We start from the raw sequence: 21649 nt of genomic DNA, 5'->3' as shown, positions 1-21649 counted from the left end.
TCTGGTCGGGGCGGCCCTTCTTCAGCGCGATGAGGTCGGGTGCCGCTAGGCGCAGAGCGTGCACGTTTCCCAGTCGAACGGAGCCGTCACCCCGGCAACCGGTTCATCGACGTATCTGCCGATCACCAGACCGACCACACGCGCCGACCCGGCGCGTTTCAACGCCACGGCAGCCGATTGCAAGCTGGCGCCGGACGTCCACGTGTCGTCGACCAGCAGAACGCTCTTCTCCCGAACGTCGATGACCACGTCGTAGGAGTCAGGCCGCATTTCGCGGGTGTTCTGGGATTCGGTCGTGAGCGCGCGGGCGAAGCGTGCGCTGGTGCGGCTGATGCGCCGCTCCAGCACGTCCACGAGCGGCGAAGTGCGGCCTTGTGAACTGGGCACGACGGTGACGAGGTCGAAGCCTCCAAGGCAGTCCTGGTGCTTCGCCAAGAAGGTGGCCAGCACGCTGGCGAGCTCGTTGGTGAACCTCCGCCGGACCTCGTCGGACGTGCTGTTCTTGTACTGGGAGAGGGCGCGCATCAACTGCTTGTCCTTCTCCGCCATGGAGATCGGCACAACCTCATCGGCCAGTCCGGTGCCATGTGCCTGATGGTGCCTGTTGCACTGCCAGCATCGTTTGAAGCCGTCGGTGGCGCGTCGGCACGTCACGCACACGTCCTGGCCGCGAGCAGGCGGCGGAACGAGGAAGTTGCGGTAGCTGTCGAGAATGCGGCTGAGCGGGCTCACGTCAGAGGTCGATCAGGTCCGGAACTCCGGCACGCAGCTCGTCCAGCACGCGCAGCAGGTGGTCCGGGCTCTCGAGGACCGTCGTGTTCGGGCGACCCGCCATCTCGCGCCCCCACGTCGTGTCCGACGCGACTTCGGGCAGCAAGAACACGTGCCTGCCGTGCTCGAGGGCGAGCCGGGCCTGGATGCGGGTGCCGCTGTGCTCCCCCGCCTCCACGACCACGGTCGCGACGCTGCACCCGCTCATGACGGCGTTGCGCATCGGGAAGTGGTGCTTCGCGGGACCGGCGTCCAGCCAGAACTGGGACAGCACCGCTCCGGTCCGGGCGATCTCCTGCTGCAGCGCTGCGTTCTCGGTCGGGTAGCAGCGGCGCAGACCCGTGCCCACCACGGCCACCGTGCGCCCTCCGGCATCCACGACGGCGCGGTGTGCGGCAGTGTCGACACCCGACGCCAAGCCGCTGAAGACCGTGATGTCGTTCTTGGTCAGCGTCGTCGCGATCTCGCGGGTGATGTGGAGACCTCGCGCACTCGCGTGCCTGCTGCCGACGACGGCGACGCCGAACTGGTCGGTGGGATCGAGAAAACCCCTGCACATCAGGAAAGGCGGGCGCTGGTGGACCATCAGCAGCCGAACCGGGTACTGCTCGTCGAGCACGGTGACCAGGTGAACGCCCTCGTCCGCCCAGGACTCGATCTCCCGCTCGACCAGCTCCAACCGGCCGGCGACATCCGGGAGAACGTGGTCCAGCGTGGGCTGGTCCGGGGTGAGCAGCGATTCCAGCACGGCCAGAGCGGAGCCTGCGGCTTCCACGGCGCTCGTGACGTCGGCCCAGCCGCGCTCGCTGTCGCGGAGTGCGAGCAGGAACGCAGCCTGTTCACGCCTGTTCACCACGATGACATCCTATCGAACACAGGTTCGACACGCAGGGTCGAATCGCCTGGAAGTGGGCGAGTCTAGTGGGACGAGCGGCCGGTGCCGCTAGGTTCGGCGCGGTGCGCACGCTCCTCGTCGCGGCCCCCGGCCTGGTCCTCGCCGGCATCGGCCTGACCCACCCCCACCACCTCGACGCGTCGACCGCGCAGTGGTGGCAGAACATGCACATCATCCTGGCGGTGGTCTTCCCGCTGCTGGGCGCCGCGCAGTGGGTCCTGCTCGGCGACAGCCCGAAGTACGTCCGCTACCCGGCCCGCGCGGCCGCGTTCGGTTACGTCGTCTTCTACGGTGCGCTCGACGCGCTGGCGGGCATCGGCGGCGGTGCCATGACGTTGGCGAACGGCGGCCGCTCCCCCGCCGACGAACCTCTCTTCAGGATCGGCAACCAGCTCGGGCACGTCGGTGCGTGGTGCTTCTTCGCCGCCAGCCTCGCGATCGCGGTGTGCGCGCTGCTGCAGAACAAGGTCAGGGCGGTCCCCGGGGCCGCCTTCCTGGTCCTGGGCAGCTTCCTGTTCCTCGACAGCCACATCTACTGGCCGAAGGGCGTCCTCGCGTGCACCTGCATCGCGATCGGCCTGGCCGCGACCAGCTACGCCAGCGCGTCCGGCAGGTCGCCGATCGAGCCCAGCACCCGCACCTGAGCCAGCACCTCGGCGGCCGGCGGGAAGTGCGGGTTCGGCACCCCGAGCACGGTCATCCCCGCTGCCATCGCCGCCTTCAGGCCGTTCGTCGAGTCCTCGACGGCGTAGCAGGACGACGGCGCGACCCCGAGGCGTGAGGCCGCCAGCAGGTACACGTCCGGCGAGGGCTTGCCGGCGTCGCACTCCTCCGAGGACACGGCCACGGGCACCGGCAGTCCGGTCACCTCGAGGAACACCTTGATCAGCACCGCCGGTGCCGAAGAAGCGATGGCCACGGCGAACCGCGACGCCACCGCGCGAACCGCTTCGACCGCACCGGGGATCACGGGCAGGTGGGCGGCGTAGGCCTTCTCCATCTCGGCGACCACGCCGGCGGAGACCTCCGAGGGTGCGAGCTGAACCCCGACGGCGTCGACGAGGTACCGGGCCCACTCCGGGGTCGACATGCCCTGCATCGCGCGGGTCGCCTCGTCGGTCCACGTGCCGCCGTGCGCGCGGGCGAACGACTGGCGCACCTCGTCCCACACCTGTTCGGAGTCGATCAGCACGCCGTCGAGGTCGAAGATCACCGCATCCACGCGGGCAACCGTACCCTGTGACCGAATATACTTCGCCATGCTAAGCAAAAGAGCTTAGGATGGCTAAGTGAATTTCAAAGCTCAGCCCAAACAGGTCTGGATCACGGCTTTCGCCGCCGTCATCGCCTTCATGGGGATCGGGCTCGTGGACCCGATCCTGCTGTCCATCGCAGAGGGTCTGCACGCAACACCCTCGCAGGTCACCCTCCTCTTCTCCTCCTACCTCGGCGTCCAGGTCGTCGCGATGCTGTTCACCGGCGCCGCGACCGCGCGGTTCGGCGCCAAGCGCACGCTCGTGGGCGGGCTCGCGCTGATCGTCGTCGCCACGCTGGCCTGCGCGGCGGCGGGGACCATCGGCCAGCTCGTCGGGCTGCGGGCCGTGTGGGGGCTCGGCAACGCGTTCTTCATCGCCACCGCGCTCAGCGTCATCGTCGGCGCGGCCAGCGGCGGGCAGAAGGGCGCGATCCTGCTCTACGAGGCCGCGCTCGGCCTCGGTCTCAGCGTCGGGCCGCTGCTCGGTGCGCTGCTCGGCAGCGTCTCGTGGCGCGGGCCGTTCCTCGGCACCGCGGTCCTGATGGCGGCGGCGCTGGTCCTCTGCTCGATCTTCCTGGCCAAGGACTCGCACCACGAACGCCCGAAGATCGGGCTGCTCGACCCGTTGAAGGCGCTCAAGCACCCCGTGCTGCTGCGCACCGCTATCGGGTCCGCGCTCTACACGGCCGCGTTCTTCACCGTGCTGGCCTGGTCGCCGTTCGTGCTGAGGTGGGGCGCCGTCGAGATCGGACTGATCTTCTTCGGCTGGGGCGTGTGCGTCGCGGTCTCCAGCGTCTTCCTCGCGCCGAGGCTCGCCGACCGCGTCGGCGAGAAGACGGCGATCATCGGCTCGGTGCTCGCGTTCGCCGTGCTGATGCTGCTGATGGCGGTGCCCAGCAAGCCCGTGCTCGTGGTCGCGGTGGTCGTCAGCGGACTGGTCAGCGGCCTGCTCAACACGTTGTTCACCGGCACCGCGATGAGCGTCAGCGACGCGCCGCGGCCGGTCGCGAGCGCCGGGTACAACTTCCTGCGCTGGCTCGGCGGTGCGCTGGCGGCGACGTTCGTGAGCCACCTCGCCCAGCCGTTCGTCGTGGCGGCGGTGCTCTGCGCGGTCGCGGCGGTGCTGCTGGCGTTCAACCGCACCGACACCCGCGAGGTCCCTACGGAAGTCGTGATTGCCGGTGAGCAGCTAGTCGGTTAACGGATGGTGAACTACGGTCGGTCGCGGTTCCCGTACCGACCGTAGGAGGCCACCACCATGATCCCTCTGCCTCTCGTCAACCACCGCGTCGGCAGAGCAGCGGTGACGTGCGAGTACCGCTGCGGGGACGCGTGCTTCCACGACGTCCCGAACACCTCGGACAACCCCTACCTCGGTGACCTCATCAGCCGCCGCACCGCGCTCAAGGCCGGTGCGGTCGTCGCGGCCGCCGCCACCGTCGCCACGCCGGCGGTCGCCGCCGCCGCACCGCAGCAGGCCCCGCAACCGCAGGGCCGCGCGCCCAAGGGCCTCGACTTCAAGCCCGTCGAGGTCAACACCAGGGACGAGGTCGTCGTCCCGGAGGGGTACGAGCAGGGGATCGTGATCCGGTGGGGCGACCCGCTCTTCCCCGGCGTCCCCGAGTTCGACTTCGACGGCCAGACCGCCGCGAAGCAGGAGAAGCAGTTCGGCTTCAACTGCGACTTCGCCGCCATCCTGCCGCTGGACCCGCTCGAGCTCAGCGGGATCATGGTCACGAACCACGAGTACACCAGCGAGCCGTTCATGTTCCGCGGCTACGACCCGAACAACCCCACCGAGGAACAGGTCAGGATCGCCTGGGCCGCGCACGGCCTCTCGGTGTTCATGATCAAGCGCTCGCTGTTCACCGGCCACTACAAGCCGCGGTTCAGCAGGTACAACCGCCGCATCACGCTGAACACGCCGTTCGAGGTGCGCGGTCCGGCCGCGGGCAGCGCCCTGCTCAAGACCTCCGTCGACCCGACCGGCACGAAGGTCTTCGGCACCATCAACAACTGCTCCGGCGGCGTCACGCCGTGGGGCACGATCCTGTCCGGCGAGGAGAACTTCAACCAGTACTTCGCCAACGCGGCCGGCCGCAACGACCCGCGCCTGACCCGCTACGGCGTCACGGGCACCGCGACCACCCGCAAGTGGGAGCGCTTCGACAAGCGCTGGGACCTCGCGCAGGAACCCAACGAGGTCAACAGGTTCGGCTGGATCATCGAGCTCGACCCGAACGACCCGGACTCGACGCCGGTCAAGCACACGCACCTGGGCCGGTTCAAGCACGAGACCGCGAACATCCGGGTCGCCGACGACGGCCGCGTGGTCGCGTACTCCGGTGACGACGAGCGGTTCGAGTACATCTACAAGTTCATCTCCACCGGGAAGATGAAGCACGGCAACAGCAAGGCCGCGCGCCGCCACAACATGACGCTGCTCGACGACGGCACGCTCTACGTCGCGAGGTTCCAGGGCGACAGCCCGGCGGCGGAGATCGACGGCACCGGGAAGCTGCCCAGCGACGGGAAGTTCGACGGCGGCGGCGAGTGGATCCCGCTCGCGGCGGGCAAGAAGTCGTTCGTGCCCGGCATGACGGCCGAGGAGGTGTACGTCTTCACGCGGGAAGCCGCGGACAAGGTCGGCGCCACCAAGATGGACCGTCCCGAGGACATCCAGTGCCACCCGCGCACGGGCAAGGTCTACTGCGCGCTCAGCAACAACGTCGATCGCGGCGTCGTCGCGGGCAAGGAGGGCCCGACCGAGCCGAACCCGCGGATCAACAACCGCCACGGCCAGGTGCTGGAGCTGACCGAACGCCGCGACGACGCGCTGGCGCTGACGTTCAGCTGGGACCTGTTCCTCGTCTGCGGGTTCCCGGACGACCCGAACACCTACTTCGGCGGCTACGACAAGTCGCAGGTGAGCCCGATCTCCAGTCCGGACAACGTCGCGTTCGACCGCCACGGCAACCTGTGGATCTCCACCGACGCCGACGGCAAGCTCGACGGGCTCAACGACGGCCTCTACGGCGTGCCGCTGGAGGGACCGGAACGCGGTCACCTCAAGCTGTTCCTCACGGTGCCGCGCGGCGGCGAGACGTGCGGCCCGGTGATCGGCGAGCGGGTGGTCACGGTGTGCGTGCAGCACCCCGGCGAGGTCGACGGGGCGAGCGCGGACAAGCCCGTCTCGAACTGGCCGGACCGCGGTGACGCGCGACCCAGGCCGTCGGTCGTCGCGGTGTGGCGCCAGGGCCGTCGTCAGCTGGGTGAGATCGGCTGATCACGGTGCGTGCCTGATCGTCCGGGTGCAGGACGAGTTCGCCCTCCGTTCACCTGGTGGACGGCTGGCGAACTCGTTGGGCTCTTAGGTTCGGCCAGTTCCCTGAACCGACACCGACCTCGGAGGCCAACGTGCCCTCACCCGCCGATCGGGGCCGCCGCCTGCTGCCCCTGCTCCCGACGAACCACCCGCTCGGGCGCCAGGCCGTCACCTGCGAGTTCCGCTGCGGCAACGCCTGTGCGCACGAGGCGCCCAACTCGTCCGCCAACGCGTACTTCGGCGACGTCGTCAAGGAGGTCGTGAGCCGCCGCGGCATGCTCAAGGCCGGTGCCGTCGTCGCGGCCGCCGGTGCCGGCGCGCTCGCGTTCTCCGGTGCGGCCACCGCCGCCCCCGCCCAGCCCGGCGCCGACGTCCTCGGCCGTGGCGGCAAGGGCAGGGACGGGCTGAACTTCGAGCCGGTGACGCCCAACACCCTCGACCAGCTCAGCGTTCCCCGGGGCTTCCGGCAGGACGTCGTCATCCGCTGGGGCGACGCGGTGCTGGACGACGCGCCGAAGTTCGACTTCGACAACCAGACGCCCGAGGCGCAGGCCAAGCAGTTCGGCTTCAACAACGACTTCTGCGGTCTGGTCCCCGTCCCCGGCTACCACGACAGCTGGCTCATGGTGAGCAACCACGAGTACACGACCGAGTCGTTCATGTTCAAGGACTGGTCGCCGACCACGATCACCGAGAAGCACGCCAAGATCGCGTGGGCCGCGCACGGCCTCTCGGTCGTGATGGTCGACCGCGACCCGCGCACCGGCAAGCTCTTCGTCTGCCCCGACGACAAGAAGAAGTACAACCGCCGCATCACCCTCACCACGCCGTTCGAGGTGAAGGGCCCGGCCGCCGGTTCGAAGTTCCTCAAGACCTCCGCCGACCCGACGGGCCGCAAGGTCCTGGGCACGCAGAACAACTGCTCCGGCGGCGTCACGCCGTGGGGCACGATCCTGTCCGGCGAGGAGAACTTCAACCAGTACTTCGCCAACGGCGGCACCGTGACCGACCCGGACACCAAGGCCAAGTTCGCCCGCTACGGCATCAGCGGCGGCGCTTCGCTGCGCCAGTGGGAGCGCTTCGACAAGCGCTTCGACCTGGCCCAGGAGCCCAACGAGGCCAACAGGTTCGGCTGGATCGTCGAGATCGACCCGCTCGACAAGACCTCGACGCCCGTCAAGCACACCGCGCTCGGCCGCTTCAAGCACGAGGGCGCGAACGTCATCGTCGCCAAGGACGGCCGCGTGGTCGCGTACATGGGCGACGACGAGCGCTTCGACTACATGTACAAGTTCGTCACGGACGAGAAGATGCAGAAGGGCGACTCGAAGCGCGCCCGCGAGCACAACAAGCAGCTGCTGGACAAGGGAACGCTCTACGTCGCCAGGTTCACCGGTGACAGCCCGGCCGCCGAGATCGACGGCACCGGCAAGGTCCCCGCGGACGGCGAGTTCGACGGCTCCGGCGAGTGGATCCCGCTGGCGCACAACGACAAGTCGTTTGTGCCGGGCTTCACCGCCGAGGAGGTCTACGTCTTCACGCGCCTCGCCGCCGACAAGGTGGGCGCCACGAAGATGGACCGCCCGGAGGACGTCGAGCCCTCGCTGCACAACCGCCGGATCTACGCCGCGCTGACGAACAACACCGACCGCGGCAAGGCGGGCAAGGAGGGCCCGACCGAGATCAACCCGCGCAACGGCAACAAGCACGGCCACGTGCTGGAGATCGAGGAGCGCCGCGGCGACAACACGGCGACCACGTTCTCGTGGAAGCTGCTGCTGCTCTGCGGCGACCCGACCGACCCCGGCACGTACTTCGGCGGGTTCGACAAGTCGCAGGTCAGCCCGATCTCGTGCCCGGACAACGTCGCGTTCGACCCGCGCGGCAACCTGTGGATCTCCACGGACGGCAACGCGCTGGGCTCCAACGACGGCCTGTTCGCGGTGCCCGTCGAGGGCAAGCGCCGCGGCCAGGTCAAGCAGTTCCTCACGGTGCCCAGGGGCGCGGAGACCTGCGGCCCGGTCGTCACCGAGGACTTCGTCCTGGTGTCCGTGCAGCACCCTGGTGAGATCGACGGTGCGTCGGCGAACAACCCGCTGTCGCACTGGCCGGATGGCGGCACCTCGCAGCCGCGTCCGTCCGTCGCCGTCGTGTGGCGCGAGGACCGCCGCCGCATCTGCGACTGATCCGCTCTCACCCGGCGTGGAATGAACGACTGTCCGCTGTGGACGGCGCCTGCCGTGCGGTTTCACGCACGGTAGGCGCCGTCTCACATGGCGGGGTCGTTTGAACCGGTCCGGCGGCAGGGACGTATCACCAGGTGGCTGCACCGCGGACAGCCGGGAACCTCGCACTGTCTATCCACTTGGGAGTGAGTGTTGATGAAGCGTGCTGGTCTCGTCCTCGTCGCAACGGCACTGGCCGGACTCGGATTCGGGGCAGCGGGCTCGACCGCGGCGCCGACCTCCGCCGCGCTCGACGCCTCGGAGGCCCGAGTCGCGTCCGCCGTTCAGGTACCGGCGGGCAACAAGCTCGTCCACAGGTTCTACGCCAAGGGCGTGCAGACCTACACATGCGCCGTGGGCGCGTGGAAGAGCCTCGAACCGGCCGCCACCCTGGCCGACCGGCTCGGTCGCGCCGTCGCCCTGCACTCGCGCGGCCCGATCTGGGTCTCCACCGCCGACGGCAGCGCGGTCGAGGCCGCCCCGGTCGACGGCGCCCGCAACGAGGTGCAGGGTGCCGTTCCCGAGCTCCTGCTGAAGGCCAAGTCGACCAGGGGCGCGGGCACGTTCGCCGGCGTCAGCTACGTGCAGCGGCTCGCCACCAAGGGCGGTCTCGCCCCGGCCGGCGCGTGCACGACCGAGGGCGAGCAGACGTCCGTGCCCTACGAGGCGCTCTACACCTTCTCCGTGCCCGCCGTCTGAACCGACAACGCGACCACGGCCGCGCTGACCATGGTGACGCCGACGACCCAGAGGCCGGTCTTCTGGGTCCCGGTCAGGTCGCGCAGCCACCCGGTGACGTAGGGCGCCACGAACCCGCTCACGTTGCCGAGCGAGTTGATCAACGCGATCCCGCCCGCGGCAGCGGCGCCGCCCAGGAAGCTCGTGGGCAGCGCCCAGAACGTGGGCAGGGCGGCACACACACCGATCGCGCAGACCGACACGGCCACCATCGCCGCGATGGGGTTGTCCAGGTACAGCGCGACCGGGATCGCCATGCCTCCCAGCAACATCGGCGCGGCGACGTGCCACTTCCTCTCCCCGGTGCGGTCCCCGTGCCTGGCCCACAGGACCATGGCCACCGCACCGAGGACGTACGGGATCGCGTTGATCAGCCCCCGCTCCACTACGCCGGCTCCCGGCGCCAGGCCCTTGATGATCGTCGGCAGGAAGAACCCCAGCGTGTAGAGCCCGTACACGATCCCGAAGTACACGAAGCTCAGCGCCAGGACCCGCGGGTGCGTGAGCGCCTTCTTGAGCGGCCAGTGGTCCTCCGCCGGCTGCTCGACGGTCTCGGCGGGCCGGTCCGGCAGCCAGAACCACGTGACGAACGCCAGCGCGATCGCCGGAAGGCCCTCGACCAGGAACATCGTCCGCCAGTCGAACCACTCGATCAGCAGCCCGCTGAACGTCGACCCGAGCGCCGTCGAGATCGGCACCGCCACCATGAACAGCGCGACGATCCGCGCCCGGTCCTTCTGCGGGTACCAGTAGGTCAGGTAGAGGATGATCCCGGGGAAGAACCCGGCCTCCGCCACGCCGAGCAGGAACCGCAGGACGATCAGCACGGTCCCGTTCGGCACGAACGCCATCGCCGTGGCCACGATCCCCCAGCTGATCATGATCCGCGCGATCCACCGGCGCGCCCCGAACCGGTGCAGCGCGAGGTTGCTCGGCACCTCGAGGATCAGGTAGCCGATGAAGAACACCCCGGACGCGAACCCGAACACCGTCGCGGAGAGCTGGAGCTCCTCCGACATGCCGTTGGGCCCGGCGAAGCCGATGTTGACCCGGTCCAGGTAGTTGATGAAGTAGAGCAGGCACAGGTACGGCAGGATCAGCTTCCTGGGCACTAAAGTCCCCCCATGAGTGATCGTCCGGTAGCCCTCGTCACCGGGGCCTCCAGCGGAATCGGCGCGGCCATCGCCCGCAGTCTGGCCCCGACCCACGACCTGTTGCTAGGCGGCCGCGACGAGGACGCGCTGTCGGTCCTCACGGCGGAGCTCCCCGGCTCCCAGGCCTGGCCCTTCGACCTGACGAACGCGGCGTCGGCCGACCTGGGCGTGGTCTCGCGCCTGGACGTGCTCGTGCACAGCGCCGGCATCGCCCTGCTCGGACCGCTGTCCGAGGCCTCGTCCGCGGACTGGCGCCGGACCTTCGACGTGAACGTCTTCGCCGTCGCCGAGCTCACGAACCTGGTCCTGCCGCAGCTGCGCGCCGCCTCCGGCCACGTCGTGCTGATCAACTCGGGCGCCGGCAAGAACGCCAACCCGGGCTGGGGCGTGTACGCGGCCTCGAAGTTCGCCCTGCGCGCGTACGCCGACGCGCTGCGCGGCGACGAGCCGTCGTTGCGGGTGACCTCGGTCTACCCCGGCCGGACGGCCACCCCGATGCAGCAGGACGTGCGCCGCCAGGAGGGCGGCGACTACGACCCGTCGAAGTACGTCGACCCGGCCTCGGTGGGGCGGGCGGTGGCGTCGGCCGTGCTGGCGACGCCGGACGCCCACATCACCGAGGTGGTCGTGCGGCCCCGTTGAGGGGGTGGATCAGGCCGACCGCAGCCGCCGAGCCACCGCCGTCACCCCGGCCTGCGCCTCCGCCCGGTCCACCCTGGTCGACTCCCCACCGGCCACGACGTGGTCACCGGCCACCCAGACGTCGGTGACCCGGCGCGACCCGGAGCCCCACACGAGGTTCGCCAGCAGCTGCTCGTCCGGCGCGTCGAGACCGGTGGCGAACGCCGGGTCGTCGGCGGCGACGTGCACGACGTCGGCCCACCGGCCGGTCTCCAGCGCGCCGATGTCGTCACGGCCCAGGGCGGCGGCGCCACCGCGGGTGGCCATCAGCAACGCCTGCGCCGCACCGAGCGCGGTCGCGTCCATCTTCGAGACGCGGGCGAACAGACCGGCGAGCCTGGCCTCCTCGAACAGGTCCAGGTCGTCGTTGGACGCCGGGCCGTCGGTGCCCAGTCCGACCGGCACGCCGGCGGCCAGCATCTCCGGCACCCGCGCGATGCCCGAGGCCAGCTTCGCGTTCGAGCCGGGGCAGTGCGCGACGCCGACGCCGAACGACGCGTACAGCGCGATGTCGTCGTCGGACAGGTGCACGGAGTGCGCGGACAGCACCCGGCCGCCCAGCACGTCCGACGCCTTGAGCAGTGCGGGCACCGACCCGAACTCCGCCCGCTGCGCCTCGTCCTCGAACGGAGACTCGGCCACGTGCACCATGAACAGCGCCTCGCGGGCGCGCGCCTCGACCGCCACCGCGGTCAGCTGGGCCGGGGACAGCGTGTACGCCGAGTGCGGGCCGTAGGCCAGTTCCACGCGCTCGCCGGGGCCGAACCGGAGTCCGTCGGCGTCGATCCACGCGGAGATCTCCGCGGTCAGCGCCTTCCAGTCCATCCCGGGCACGTCGAGGATCGCGCCGCCGAACACCACGCGCGAGCCCGCCGCCAGCACCGACGACACCAGTTCGGGGCCGTGGAAGTACATCTCGGCGGACGTCGTCACGCCGTGCCGCAGCATCTCGACGGCACCCAGCAGCATGCCCGTGCCGACGTCGGCCGCCGTCATCTTCGCCTCGTTGGGCCACATCTGCTCCTGCAGCCACCGCAGCAGCGGCAGGTCGGAGCCCAGGCCGCGCAGCACCGTCATCGGGCTGTGCGCGTGTGTGTTGACGAGACCGGGCAGCAGGATGCCGGACAGGTGCCGGACCTCGCCGTCGAACGCGGGCGCGTCGGCGGCGGCACCCACGTGGGTGATCCGGCCGTCGACGACGTCCACGACCGCGTCGCGCAACACCGAGCAAGTCGGGTCGCAGGGCAGGACCACCGGGGCATGCATGCGCAATGACATGCGGAGGATCCTGCCATTGTGACGGCGGTCACACGAGCGCATGGATCCGGAAGTCCCGGGAATCCTCTCTGCGTCGGGCGCGGGCCGACCCCCAGGGTCCGCCCCGGCCTGAATCTTGTTTCCGACCAGAGGGCTCGTCGTGTTCGACCGGCGGGCCCTTTGTGCTTCCCGGGCAACCATCGACACAGCAGGGACGTCTCTTGATCATGTCGAAGAAGCCGTGCACCTCCAGTGGTTCCTTCCGGCGCGCGCAGAAGCCCGCCACCCCCAAGCCCCCGACTCGCCGCTGAGTTGGCATGATCACGTCCGCACGGACCGGGCGTGATCATGCGGAGGCATCAGTGGCCGACATCGACCCTCAGAACGACGACCAGTTCAGCGATGCCGAGATGACGCAGGAGTTCGACGTCATCCGCGACGAGAACTAGGCGCGACCAGAACTAGGCGAGCGGAAGCTCGGCGCGGACCGTCCACCCGGTCGGTTCGCGCCGGCCCGCCGTGAACGTCCCGCCCAGCAGTTCCACGCGCTCGCGCATGCCCACGAGCCCGTATCCTCCCGATCCCCCAACGGGAACGCCCGACGCGACACCGTCGTCGACCACGTCCAGGCGCAGCGCACCGTCTCCCGAGGACAGTGCCAGGTCCACAGAGGACACCGCGGAAGCGTGCTTGCGGGTGTTCGTCAGGGATTCCTGCACCAGCCGCAGCACCGACCGCGCGAGCTCCTGCGGCACCGGCTCCTGCAGGTCGAACGAAAGCCTTGCGGGCAGACCGGATTCGTCGGCCAGTGCGCGCACGTCGTCCATCAGTGACGAGGAAGCGGCGGGGCCGGTGGACGTGCCGTCCCGCATGGTGCCGACGAGCCGGCGCATCGCGCTCAGCGCCTCGGTGCCGGACGCGGCGATCGACGGCAGCACGTCGACCTCCCGGTTGAGCTGACCCGCCTGCGCGTGCACGACGATCGCGGTCACGTAGTGCGCCACCACGTCGTGCAGCTCGCGCGCCAACGCCATCCGCTCCGCGTTCTGCGCCGCCGCGACCGACGCCGCCAGCTGGGACGCGCGTTCGTTGTCGCGCGCCCGGAAGTAGAGCCCGGTGCCGATCGCCAGCACGAGCATGATCGACGCCCCGAACAGGTACGAGGGCGGGTCCGGCCGCCATTCGCGGTACTCGGTGGCCACCACGACCGGCCAGCCGACGACCTCCGCGACGACCATCGCCGCGATCACGAGCACGGTGCCGGAGACCGCGCGCAGGTGCGACGCCTCCCGCACGAGGATCGCGATGGTCGCCATCGCGGCGCCGGTCACCGAGATGCCCGCACCGCTCACGAAGAAGTGCGGCTCGAACGAGACACCGAGGAACCGCAGGTAGAGCGCCGTGCACGCGATGGCGAACGACGCCGCCAGCGCCGCGTCGAACGGCCGCCGCGGTGCCAGCACCGCGATCGCGCAGATGACCGCCACGCCGGGGAGCTGCCACCAGCCGAGGTCGGTGGTGATCGACCCGAGTTCCGCGATCGCGATGCCGGTGAGCGAGAGCGCCAGCGGCCACTGGCGCTTGGCGAGCAACCGCCAGCTCAGATCCGTGCTCTCCACCCGACACACAGTAGGGCCGGACGGGTGACGACGCGTCCGACTCGGGGTCCACCCGGCATCAGCCGGAAGGCTGAGAGAGCGACCTGCGGAAACACCCTCCCGGCGGATGCCGGATCACGCGGTGGTCACGGACTCTGGAGGAGGAGGAAGTCGGGGAACGGAGGACGTCATGGTGTCAGTCGTGTTCACTTGGGCCGCTGCGGTGGTCGGTCTGCTGGTCCTCGCGCTCATGGCGCTGTCGGGCGTGTTGATCGACTCCGAGCGCTAGGAGCGGCAGCGGGACGCACGCCCGCGGGCCAGCGCGTGATGGGGAAGTCAGGCGCTGGTCAGGGCGTGCTGTTGCTGGCGGAGCAGCTCCGCCAGCCTGCTCGTCGGCTGCGGGCGGGTCTCGTCCAGTGCGGCCGTGAAGCGCGCGGGAGCACCTGTCCGGGCGCGTGCCGCGGCCGCGGTGTCCAGCCGGAACGCGGGCCGCGCGGCGGACGGGCGCTGGCGGGACCGCAGCCAGGCGAGCCGGTGCAGGGCCTCCGCGTGGTGGTCCGTGATGGTGACGGCCGCCTTGTCGAAGGAATGCAGCACTGCCGCGTTCAGGTGAACGGTCGCGAAGTCCCGCCACAGCGTGCGTTCGGACGACGTGTCCAGGCCCAGCGCCTCGGCGACCTCGCGGGCCACGCCGTACGCGCCCTCCTCGGCCAATGACCGCGTGCCGATCTCGGCGCCGACGAACCACGAGTTGAACGGCGCCGCCGGGTAGTTGACGCCGCCGATCGACAGCCGCATGTTCGCGATCACCGGGACGGCGTGCCAGCGCAGGCCCATCTCGCCGAACCACGGCAGGGTCGGGTGCTCCAGCGGCACCTCGTGCACGATCTCGGACGGCAGCGTGAACAGCCGCGGTCCCTCGTGCTGCGTCTCCACCACCAACGGCAGCAGGTCGAACCGTGACCGCCGCATGGGCGGACGCCACCCCATGCCCTGCATCGTCTCCGTGAACTGGGCGTACCGGCGGTCCCCCGTGCCGTCGGCGTACCCGGCGTACCGGACCAGCTGCTCGTTCCAGATCACCGGTCCCGGCGTTCCCGGCGCGTCCGGCGCGAAGACCGTGACCAGCGGCCGGATCTCACCGCCGTTGGTCGCGAGCCGCAGGTGCTCGACGCACTCGCCGGCGACGGCGGCGGCGTTGCGGTAGCCGCGCAGGTCGCGGACCTTCAGCCGACGCCACGGCACACCCGAGGTGCACCAGCCGGAGTCGCGCAGCGCGATCCGCGCGCCGTACGCGAGCTCGTTGGTGGTGTGGCGGTAGGTTCCGGTCTCGGTGATCTCGGCGCGGACCTGGGTGATGCGCGCGGACAACGAGCCTGCGTCGGAGTGCGCCGCGTGGAACATGCGGACGAACTCTTCCGCGACGGGGAGGACGTCGGGGGTCACGGAGCGAGAACCTAAGGCCGGAACCGCCTCACGCGTCACTGCCACTCGGGGCATTTCGAGTGATCAACACCGGCCACCCCACCGGGTGAAAGTCAGACCCGTAGTGGTGAAAGGCCCCGCTTGAGGCCTCGATCAGGTGAGGTCGTTCCTCCGGAACATCAGATCGTGCGACACACGACCCTCGTTCACGGCCCGCTGCTCGAACTTGGTGACCGGCCGCCAGTCGGGCCGCGGCGCCCAGCCGTCGAACGCGTTGGTCAGCAGCCGCTCGCCGGAGCACACCTCGAGCATCTGGTCCGCGTAGTGCTCCCAGTCGGTCGCGAGGTGCAGCACACCGCCCGGCTCCAGGCGCGAGGCCAGCAGCGACACGAACTCCGGCTGCACGAGCCGGCGCTTGTGGTGCTTCTTCTTCGGCCACGGGTCGGGGAAGAAGATCCGCACGCCGTGCAGCGACGCCGGAGCGATGTGGTCGGTGAGGAGGTCGACGGCATCACCACGCAGTACGCGCAGGTTGTCGAGCCCACCGAGGTGCTCGCCGCGCAGCAGCAGCTGGGCGAGACCCGGCTTGTAGACCTCGACGGCGACGTAGTTGAGCTCGGGAGCGGCGGCGACGAGCTGCGAGGTGGTCTCGCCCATGCCGGAACCGATCTCCAGCAGCACGGGGGCGGACCGGCCGAACCACGAGTCGAAGTCGAGAGGCCCCTCGGGCAACGACTTCACGTCGTTGCCCATCTTCTCCCAGTACGTGTCCCAGGCGCGTTCCTGGCCCACGGTCATGCGCTCGCCGCGCTGGACGAAGCTGACGATGGAACGGGGGAACTCAGGCGTGCTGGTCACGACCGGACAGCCTACGCAATGAGTTCGATGTCCTCGATCTGCGCACGCAGGTCGGCGACCGTGAAGGCGATCGGCTGCGCGTGACCCGGCCCGTGGTGGGCGGGCACGAGGTGGATCCAGCCGCGGTGCGATGACGTGAACTGCACCGTCGTCGGGGTCGCGGGCCCGTAGACGCCGCTTTCGGACGGCACGAACTCCCAGTACCCGATCTCACCGAAGTCCGCCCACGGCACGAACACCCAACCGGGTCGCGCCGACAGCAGATCGGTCACCGCGTCCTCGATCGCGTGACCCTCGGAACGGGACGCGATCTTCCCGCGGTCCAGCGCCCGCAGCCACCACGGCGCCGGCACCTCCCCCACCTCGCTGACAGCGCGGTAGGTCGCGAGAACCTGCTTCTCCTCCGCCGTGTGCACCCAGGAGCGACGAGCCTCCGCGGGGGTGCTTGCCAGGTCGGGGGAGTTCGGACCCTCGAGCGCATCAGACCACTCGAGGCTGAGCATTGCTTCGACGTGAACCGCCACAGGCCACCTCCGAGCTGGGGATAACCCAATTGAACGTGAATCCAAACGCCAGGGTTGTCCGATTCGCCGGTTTTCACGGCTTGTTAACAGTGCTCTTACTCAAGCTGTGATGCCTGGCACGTTGCGCCATGAGGTGGAAACGCGATGAAGCTGACGTGCCACTGCTGCCCGCGCTCGTCGCCGCGCTGCCGCTGTTGCTCGCCGCGCAGACGATCGAGGAGCAGGAATGGCACCTCGACGCCCTCGACGTCCGTGCCGCGCAGGAACAGGCCCGCGGCGACGGCGTCGTCGTCGCCGTCATCGACTCCGGAGTGGACGCCCAGCACCCCGATCTGGCCGGCCGCGTGCTGCCGGGAACGGGTTTCGGCAGGTCGAAGGGCACGGACGGCACGACCGACACCGACGGCCACGGCACCGGCATGGCCGGGATCATCGCCGCCACCGGCCGCAACGGCGGCGCGCTCGGCATCGCCCCCGGCGCGAAGATCCTGCCGATCGCGAGCGCCGACGAGCAGGACCAGTTCGCGCTCGACGTGATCGGCGACAGCATCCGGTGGGCGGCCGACCACGGTGCCAAGGTGATCAACCTGTCCCTCGGTTTCTCCAGCTCGCTGACGCCGACGCTGGTGAAAGCTGTTAATTACGCGATCGAGAAGGACGTCGTCCTCGTGGCCGCCACCGGCAACGAGGGCAAGGAGGTCTCCGCTCCCGCCAACATCGGCGGCGTGATCGCCGTGGCCGGCACGAACCGCGACGGCCAGCCGTGGAAGTCGTCCAACGTCGGCGCGGACACCGTGCTCGCGGCACCGGCGGTCGGCATCGTCACGACCGCGCCGGAGAGCGTCTACACCAGCGGGTACGCCGAGATGGACGGCACGAGCGCGGCGTCGGCGATCGTGTCCGGGGTCGCCGCGCTGGTCAGGGCGAAGCACCCGGACATGGCGGCCGAGGACGTCGTCAACGTGCTGGTGAAGACCGCGCGGGACATGGCCGAACCCGGCCGTGACGCCACGACCGGGTTCGGGATGGTCGACCCGATCGGTGCGCTCTCCGCGCAGCTCCCGCCGGTGGGGCGCAACCCGTTGCTGCCCGCCCCGAAGCCCTCGACCACGCAACCGGCGCCGACGCGCGCCGCCCAGCGCCCGCAGCAGCCGGCCGCCGACATCGCGGACCGGCTGCCGTTCGTCGCCGCCGTGGCCGGTGGCACCGCCGTGCTGACGGGGCTGCTGATCGCGCTGCCCGCCATCAGGTCGCGGCGCCCCAGGGCCGTGCTCAGTGAGCGTGGTACTCCACCGACTCCTTCGTGAGCTGCATGAAGGCCTCCTCCAGCGATCCGCGCTGGGGGCTGAGCTCGTGCAGCACGACCTGGTTCTCCGCCGCGAGCTCACCGATCTGCTGCGCCGGGATGCCGTGCACCACGAGCGACCCGCTCGCCGAGTCGTCGGTGACCGTCGCGTGCGCCGCGAGGATCTCGCGCAGCTTCGCGGCGTGCGGCGACCGCACCCGGACGGTGTCCTGGGTGGCGTCGGCGATGAACTGCTCGGTGGAGGTCTGCGCGATCAGCTGGCCCTTGCCGATCACGATGAGGTCCTGGGCGGTCTGCGCCATCTCCGAGAGCAGGTGGCTCGACACGAACACCGTGCGGCCCTCGCCCGCGAGGCGGTGCATGAACTGCCGGATCCAGAGGATGCCCTCGGGGTCCAGGCCGTTGACCGGCTCGTCGAACAGCAGCACCTCGGGGTCGCCGAGCAGCGCGCCCGCGATGCCGAGCCGCTGCGACATGCCGAGCGAGAACCCGCCCGCGTTCTTGTGCGCGACCTCGGTGAGGCCGACGACCTCCAGCACCTCCTGCACCCGGCCGGCCGGGATGCCGTTGGAGACCGCGAGCCACTTGAGGTGGGCGCGGGCGGACCGGTTGGGGTGCACCCACTTCGCGTCGAGCAGGGCGCCGACCTTGCGCAGCGGGTGCTTGAGCTCGGCGTAGTGCTTGCCGTCGATCGTGACGTCACCGCCGGTGGGCGTGTCGAGGCCGAGGACCATCCGCATGGTCGTGGACTTGCCGGCGCCGTTCGGACCGAGGAAGCCGGTCACCCGACCCGGCCGGACGGTGAACGACAGGTCGTCGACGGCCTTGGTCTTGCCGTAGTGCTTGCGCAACCGCACTGCTTCGATCATGACCACTCCCGGTTCGCTCGAAGAACTGACAGGGACCTGGGTCATCCCCCGACGGATGACCCAGGTCCCTCTCCCCCTTTATTCGGAACAGGTCACGCGTCGCGCCGCTTGGCGACGACCAGGGCGACCACCAGCATCGCGACGGCGATCCCGGCGAAGTAGGCCAGCGACCCCCACTGGCTGAACTTGAAGTCGACGCCCGCACCCGTCATCTCGGCCGGATCGCTCGAGAGCTGCAGGAAGTGGTTGGCGTTCATGAACGGCAGCCACGCCTGGATCTTCACGCCGACCTTCGGGATGATCCCGATCAGGCCTTCGAGCAGCATGTTCCACACGAGCAGGATGGCCACGGCGCCGGCGGTCTGGCGGACCAGGACGCCCACCGCGATCGCGATGACCGCGCCGATGCCGTAGAGCAGGCCGATGCCCGCGACGTGCCGCCACTGGTCACCCGAGCTGATCGCCAGGTTGGACGCCGGCGACAGCACCTTGGCGATGCCCACCGAGCCGAACGCGATGATCTCGCCGAGCACACCGGCGATGAACGCCACCACGGCGGTCTTCGCGACCAGCGCGGAGATCCGGTTCGGCACCGCGAGGAACGTGGCGCGGATCGTGTTGAAGCGGTACTCGGTCGTGACCGCGAGGGCCGCCATCACCAGCACGACGGACAGCGCGAGCTGGCTGCTGCCGAACTGCGTGAGGCCGAGGGTCAGCTGACCGTTGTCCGTGGAGGCCGCGATGATCGCGGTCAGGCCGACGCCCAGGACGATGGCGAGCGCGCTGCACCAGTACGGCGAGCGGGTGGAGAAGAGCTTGATTCTCTCGACTGCCAACAGGGTCATCAGACTCACTTCCCGATCTCTGCGTGGTACTCGACAGCATCGCCGGTCAGCTGCATGAACGCCTCTTCGAGCGAACCGCGCTGGGGGCTCAGCTCGTGCAGGACGACACCGTTGGCACCGGCGATGTCACCGATCTGGTCACTGGTGGCACCCGACACGGACAACGCGCCGTCCGCGCTGTCGCGAACCGTGAAGCCCTTGTCCACGAGCAGCGGGCCGAGCTGGGACAGCTGAGGGCTGCGCACGAGGACCGTGTTGCCCGTCGAGCGGTCGATGAACTCCTGCGTGGTGCTCTGCGTGATCAGCTTCCCCCGGCCGATCACCACGAGCTCGCTCGCCGTGAGCGCCATCTCCGACAGCAGGTGGCTCGACACGAGGACCGTGCGGCCCTCGGCGGCCAGGTTCTGCATGAACGTGCGGATCCAGAGGATGCCCTCGGGGTCCAGGCCGTTCACCGGCTCGTCGAAGAGCAGCACCTTCGGGTCGCCGAGCAGTGCCGCGGCGATCCCCAGCCGCTGCGACATGCCGAGCGAGAACCCGCCGGCGTTCTTGCCCGCCACCTGCGTGAGGCCGACGGCCTCGAGCACCGCGTCGACGCGCGTCCCGGGCAGGCCGTTGGAGACGGCGAGCCACTTGAGGTGGGCGCGGGCGGACCGGTTGGGGTGCACCCACTTCGCGTCGAGCAGGGCGCCGACCGTCTGGAGTGGACGCTTGAGCTCGGTGTAGGGCTTGCCGTCGATCAGCACGCGGCCTGCCGTCGGACGGTCGAGCCCCAGGATCATGCGCATCGTCGTCGACTTGCCTGCGCCGTTCGGACCGAGGAACCCGGTCACCCGTCCAGGCTGGACGGTGAACGACAGGTCGTCGACCGCGACCGTCCTGCCGTATCTCTTGGTGAGGCCGATTGCCTCGATCATCAGCTTTCCCCTCTCGGTGATGGGGACAACTCTGCTGGTTCGAGGGGGTCGGGCACATCGACCTGCGGTCGCCGGAAGACGTCAACTTCCGTCGTCGGGTGTCGCTACCTCAGTCGTAGTTCAATGAGCCACATGGGATACACGGAAGCTCCCGACGGCTGGTGGCGCGAGTTCGTCCTGGCCACACCCGCCCGCACCGGCAAGCTCGCGGTCACCCGCAAGGACGGGTCGCCGCACGTCGCACCGGTGTGGGTGGACCTCGACGGCCCCGACCTCGTCTTCCTGACCGCGCGCGACACGATCAAGGGCAAGTCGATCCTGCGCGACGGCCGGGTGGCCCTGTGCTTCGACGACGAGACGCCGCCGTTCAACTTCGTGACGATCACCGGCCGGGCCGTCGTCGACGAGGACCCGGAGCAGCTGAGGTACTGGGCGGGCCGCACCGCCGCGCGCTACATGGGCGACGACCAGGCCGACGCGTACGCCGAGCGCAACGGCGTCCCCGGTGAGCTGGTCGTCCGGGTGAAGATCGACAAGGTCGTCGCCAAGCAGAACGTGTCCGACTAGGGCTACGCGGAGACGGTGGCGAGCGGGTCCACGCCGTAGTTGCGCGCGTACCCGTTCTCCACCCCGACGAGCAGCTCCACCACCTCGAACCAGGTGTCCCAGAACGGGGTTTCCCGCAGCGCCTCGACGAGCAGCTGGTACGCCTCGTGGTCGCGGGCCTCCCAGACCCAGATGTCGGTGACGCGCGCCGAGTAGAACTCGGTGTCGTAGAAGCGGGACCGCACGCCCTCGGTCTTCTCCCTGACGACCGGCAGCACCTCGGTCTCGAACGCCTCCACCCGCTGCGCGACGGTGAGGGCGAGCCACCTCGGGGTGGTCTTGACGAGCATGAACGCGGTGACGCCGGCTTCCTCGAATGTGGTCATTTGCCCATGCTGGGAGCGGTCGGGGTTTGCTTGCCACGCAACTTCGGCAACGCTGGGTTGCCTACGATGCAAAC

General features: G+C 69.8%; 22 protein-coding genes. 9 read left to right on the top strand and 13 right to left on the bottom strand.

All coding sequences use genetic code 11. The features are described from left to right. Positions 1-45: 45 nt before the first annotated feature. Together ACFWGZ_RS15285 and ACFWGZ_RS15280 are read right to left on the bottom strand one after the other, a co-directional pair. Positions 46-732 (bottom strand): ComF family protein, encoded by a 687-nt coding sequence (locus tag ACFWGZ_RS15285; protein WP_382452121.1) that lies wholly within the window; start codon positions 730-732, stop codon positions 46-48. A gap of 1 nt (position 733) precedes the next feature. Then, a complete protein-coding gene (locus tag ACFWGZ_RS15280; protein ID WP_382452120.1) occupies positions 734-1627 on the bottom strand; it encodes a DNA-processing protein DprA in 894 nt (297 codons plus the stop codon). A 101-nt stretch (positions 1628-1728) separates the two neighbouring features. On the opposite strand from ACFWGZ_RS15280, the gene ACFWGZ_RS15275 reads away from it, so the two are divergent. After that, positions 1729-2310 (top strand): hypothetical protein, encoded by a 582-nt coding sequence (locus ACFWGZ_RS15275; RefSeq protein WP_382452119.1) that lies wholly within the window; start codon positions 1729-1731, stop codon positions 2308-2310. Here the strand turns inward: ACFWGZ_RS15275 and ACFWGZ_RS15270 are convergent. After that, positions 2259-2888 (bottom strand): HAD family hydrolase, encoded by a 630-nt coding sequence (locus ACFWGZ_RS15270; RefSeq protein WP_382452118.1) that lies wholly within the window; start codon positions 2886-2888, stop codon positions 2259-2261. The two genes, ACFWGZ_RS15275 and ACFWGZ_RS15270, sit on opposite strands and share 52 nt — an antisense overlap. 67 nt (positions 2889-2955) lie before the next feature. Here ACFWGZ_RS15270 and ACFWGZ_RS15265 point away from each other — a divergent pair, with 67 nt between their 5' ends. From ACFWGZ_RS15265 to ACFWGZ_RS15250, 4 genes are all read left to right on the top strand, one after another. Beyond that, the gene (locus ACFWGZ_RS15265; RefSeq protein WP_382452117.1) at positions 2956-4122 is read left to right on the top strand and encodes an MFS transporter; all 1167 of its coding nucleotides are present in this window, start codon (positions 2956-2958) and stop codon (positions 4120-4122) included. A gap of 57 nt (positions 4123-4179) precedes the next feature. After that, positions 4180-6207: a PhoX family protein gene (locus ACFWGZ_RS15260; RefSeq protein WP_382452116.1), complete on the top strand. Its 2028-nt coding sequence runs from the start codon at positions 4180-4182 to the stop codon at positions 6205-6207. Positions 6208-6338: 131 nt separating this feature from the next. Next, positions 6339-8432 (top strand): PhoX family protein, encoded by a 2094-nt coding sequence (locus ACFWGZ_RS15255; RefSeq protein WP_382452115.1) that lies wholly within the window; start codon positions 6339-6341, stop codon positions 8430-8432. Between the two features lie 195 nt (positions 8433-8627). Further along, the gene (locus tag ACFWGZ_RS15250; protein ID WP_382452114.1) at positions 8628-9170 is read left to right on the top strand and encodes a DUF3455 domain-containing protein; all 543 of its coding nucleotides are present in this window, start codon (positions 8628-8630) and stop codon (positions 9168-9170) included. Here ACFWGZ_RS15250 and ACFWGZ_RS15245 read toward each other — a convergent pair. Beyond that, a complete protein-coding gene (locus ACFWGZ_RS15245) occupies positions 9143-10321 on the bottom strand; it encodes an MFS transporter (RefSeq protein ID WP_382452113.1) in 1179 nt (392 codons plus the stop codon). The genes ACFWGZ_RS15250 and ACFWGZ_RS15245 overlap by 28 nt on opposite strands. 12 nt (positions 10322-10333) lie before the next feature. On the opposite strand from ACFWGZ_RS15245, the gene ACFWGZ_RS15240 reads away from it, so the two are divergent. Next, positions 10334-11005, top strand: coding sequence for an SDR family oxidoreductase (locus tag ACFWGZ_RS15240; RefSeq protein ID WP_382452112.1), 672 nt, complete (start codon positions 10334-10336; stop codon positions 11003-11005). Between the two features lie 9 nt (positions 11006-11014). On the opposite strand, the gene ACFWGZ_RS15235 is transcribed toward ACFWGZ_RS15240, so the two are convergent. Continuing rightward, positions 11015-12322: an amidohydrolase family protein gene (locus tag ACFWGZ_RS15235; RefSeq protein WP_382452111.1), complete on the bottom strand. Its 1308-nt coding sequence runs from the start codon at positions 12320-12322 to the stop codon at positions 11015-11017. A gap of 296 nt (positions 12323-12618) precedes the next feature. Between ACFWGZ_RS15235 and ACFWGZ_RS15230 the strand changes: the two genes are divergently transcribed. Next, on the top strand, positions 12619-12750 hold the full coding sequence (locus ACFWGZ_RS15230; protein ID WP_382452110.1) for a hypothetical protein: 132 nt from the start codon (positions 12619-12621) through the stop codon (positions 12748-12750). 12 nt (positions 12751-12762) lie between these two features. Here the strand turns inward: ACFWGZ_RS15230 and ACFWGZ_RS15225 are convergent, their stop codons facing one another. From ACFWGZ_RS15225 to ACFWGZ_RS15210, 4 genes are all read right to left on the bottom strand, one after another. After that, positions 12763-13920 (bottom strand): sensor histidine kinase, encoded by a 1158-nt coding sequence (locus tag ACFWGZ_RS15225; RefSeq protein ID WP_382452109.1) that lies wholly within the window; start codon positions 13918-13920, stop codon positions 12763-12765. 315 nt (positions 13921-14235) lie between these two features. Continuing rightward, positions 14236-15345 (bottom strand): nitric oxide synthase oxygenase, encoded by a 1110-nt coding sequence (locus ACFWGZ_RS15220; protein ID WP_382452108.1) that lies wholly within the window; start codon positions 15343-15345, stop codon positions 14236-14238. Between the two features lie 132 nt (positions 15346-15477). Next, positions 15478-16122: a tRNA (guanosine(46)-N7)-methyltransferase TrmB gene (gene trmB / locus ACFWGZ_RS15215; protein WP_382452122.1), complete on the bottom strand. Its 645-nt coding sequence runs from the start codon at positions 16120-16122 to the stop codon at positions 15478-15480. A 71-nt stretch (positions 16123-16193) separates the two neighbouring features. Further along, a complete protein-coding gene (locus ACFWGZ_RS15210; protein WP_382452107.1) occupies positions 16194-16685 on the bottom strand; it encodes a hypothetical protein in 492 nt (163 codons plus the stop codon). A gap of 176 nt (positions 16686-16861) precedes the next feature. Here ACFWGZ_RS15210 and mycP point away from each other — a divergent pair, with 176 nt between their 5' ends. Continuing rightward, positions 16862-18013 carry a type VII secretion-associated serine protease mycosin gene (gene mycP / locus ACFWGZ_RS15205; RefSeq protein WP_382452106.1) on the top strand — a complete coding sequence of 384 codons (1152 nt, stop codon included), beginning with the start codon at positions 16862-16864 and terminating at the stop codon, positions 18011-18013. Here mycP and ACFWGZ_RS15200 read toward each other — a convergent pair. The 3 genes from ACFWGZ_RS15200 to ACFWGZ_RS15190 form a co-directional block, all read right to left on the bottom strand. Next, positions 17979-18881, bottom strand: a complete 903-nt coding sequence (locus ACFWGZ_RS15200; RefSeq protein ID WP_382452105.1) for an ABC transporter ATP-binding protein — start codon at positions 18879-18881, stop codon at positions 17979-17981. The two genes, mycP and ACFWGZ_RS15200, sit on opposite strands and share 35 nt — an antisense overlap. 92 nt (positions 18882-18973) lie before the next feature. Then, entirely contained in the window at positions 18974-19726 is a 753-nt protein-coding gene (locus ACFWGZ_RS15195) for a hypothetical protein (protein WP_382452104.1), read from the bottom strand. A gap of 5 nt (positions 19727-19731) precedes the next feature. Then, positions 19732-20643, bottom strand: coding sequence for an ABC transporter ATP-binding protein (locus tag ACFWGZ_RS15190; protein WP_382452103.1), 912 nt, complete (start codon positions 20641-20643; stop codon positions 19732-19734). Between the two features lie 132 nt (positions 20644-20775). Here ACFWGZ_RS15190 and ACFWGZ_RS15185 point away from each other — a divergent pair, with 132 nt between their 5' ends. Continuing rightward, positions 20776-21210, top strand: a complete 435-nt coding sequence (locus tag ACFWGZ_RS15185; protein ID WP_382452102.1) for a PPOX class F420-dependent oxidoreductase — start codon at positions 20776-20778, stop codon at positions 21208-21210. A 2-nt stretch (positions 21211-21212) separates the two neighbouring features. Here ACFWGZ_RS15185 and ACFWGZ_RS15180 read toward each other — a convergent pair whose 3' ends face one another. Further along, positions 21213-21575: a darcynin family protein gene (locus ACFWGZ_RS15180; RefSeq protein WP_382452101.1), complete on the bottom strand. Its 363-nt coding sequence runs from the start codon at positions 21573-21575 to the stop codon at positions 21213-21215. Positions 21576-21649: the final 74 nt, after the last annotated feature.

The sequence above is a fragment of the Lentzea sp. NPDC060358 genome, assembly GCF_042725365.1.
GTDB lineage: Bacteria > Actinomycetota > Actinomycetes > Mycobacteriales > Pseudonocardiaceae > Lentzea.
The sequence above is the reverse complement of the archived record's forward strand: the minus strand, read 5'-3'. Positions and strand labels throughout refer to the sequence as shown.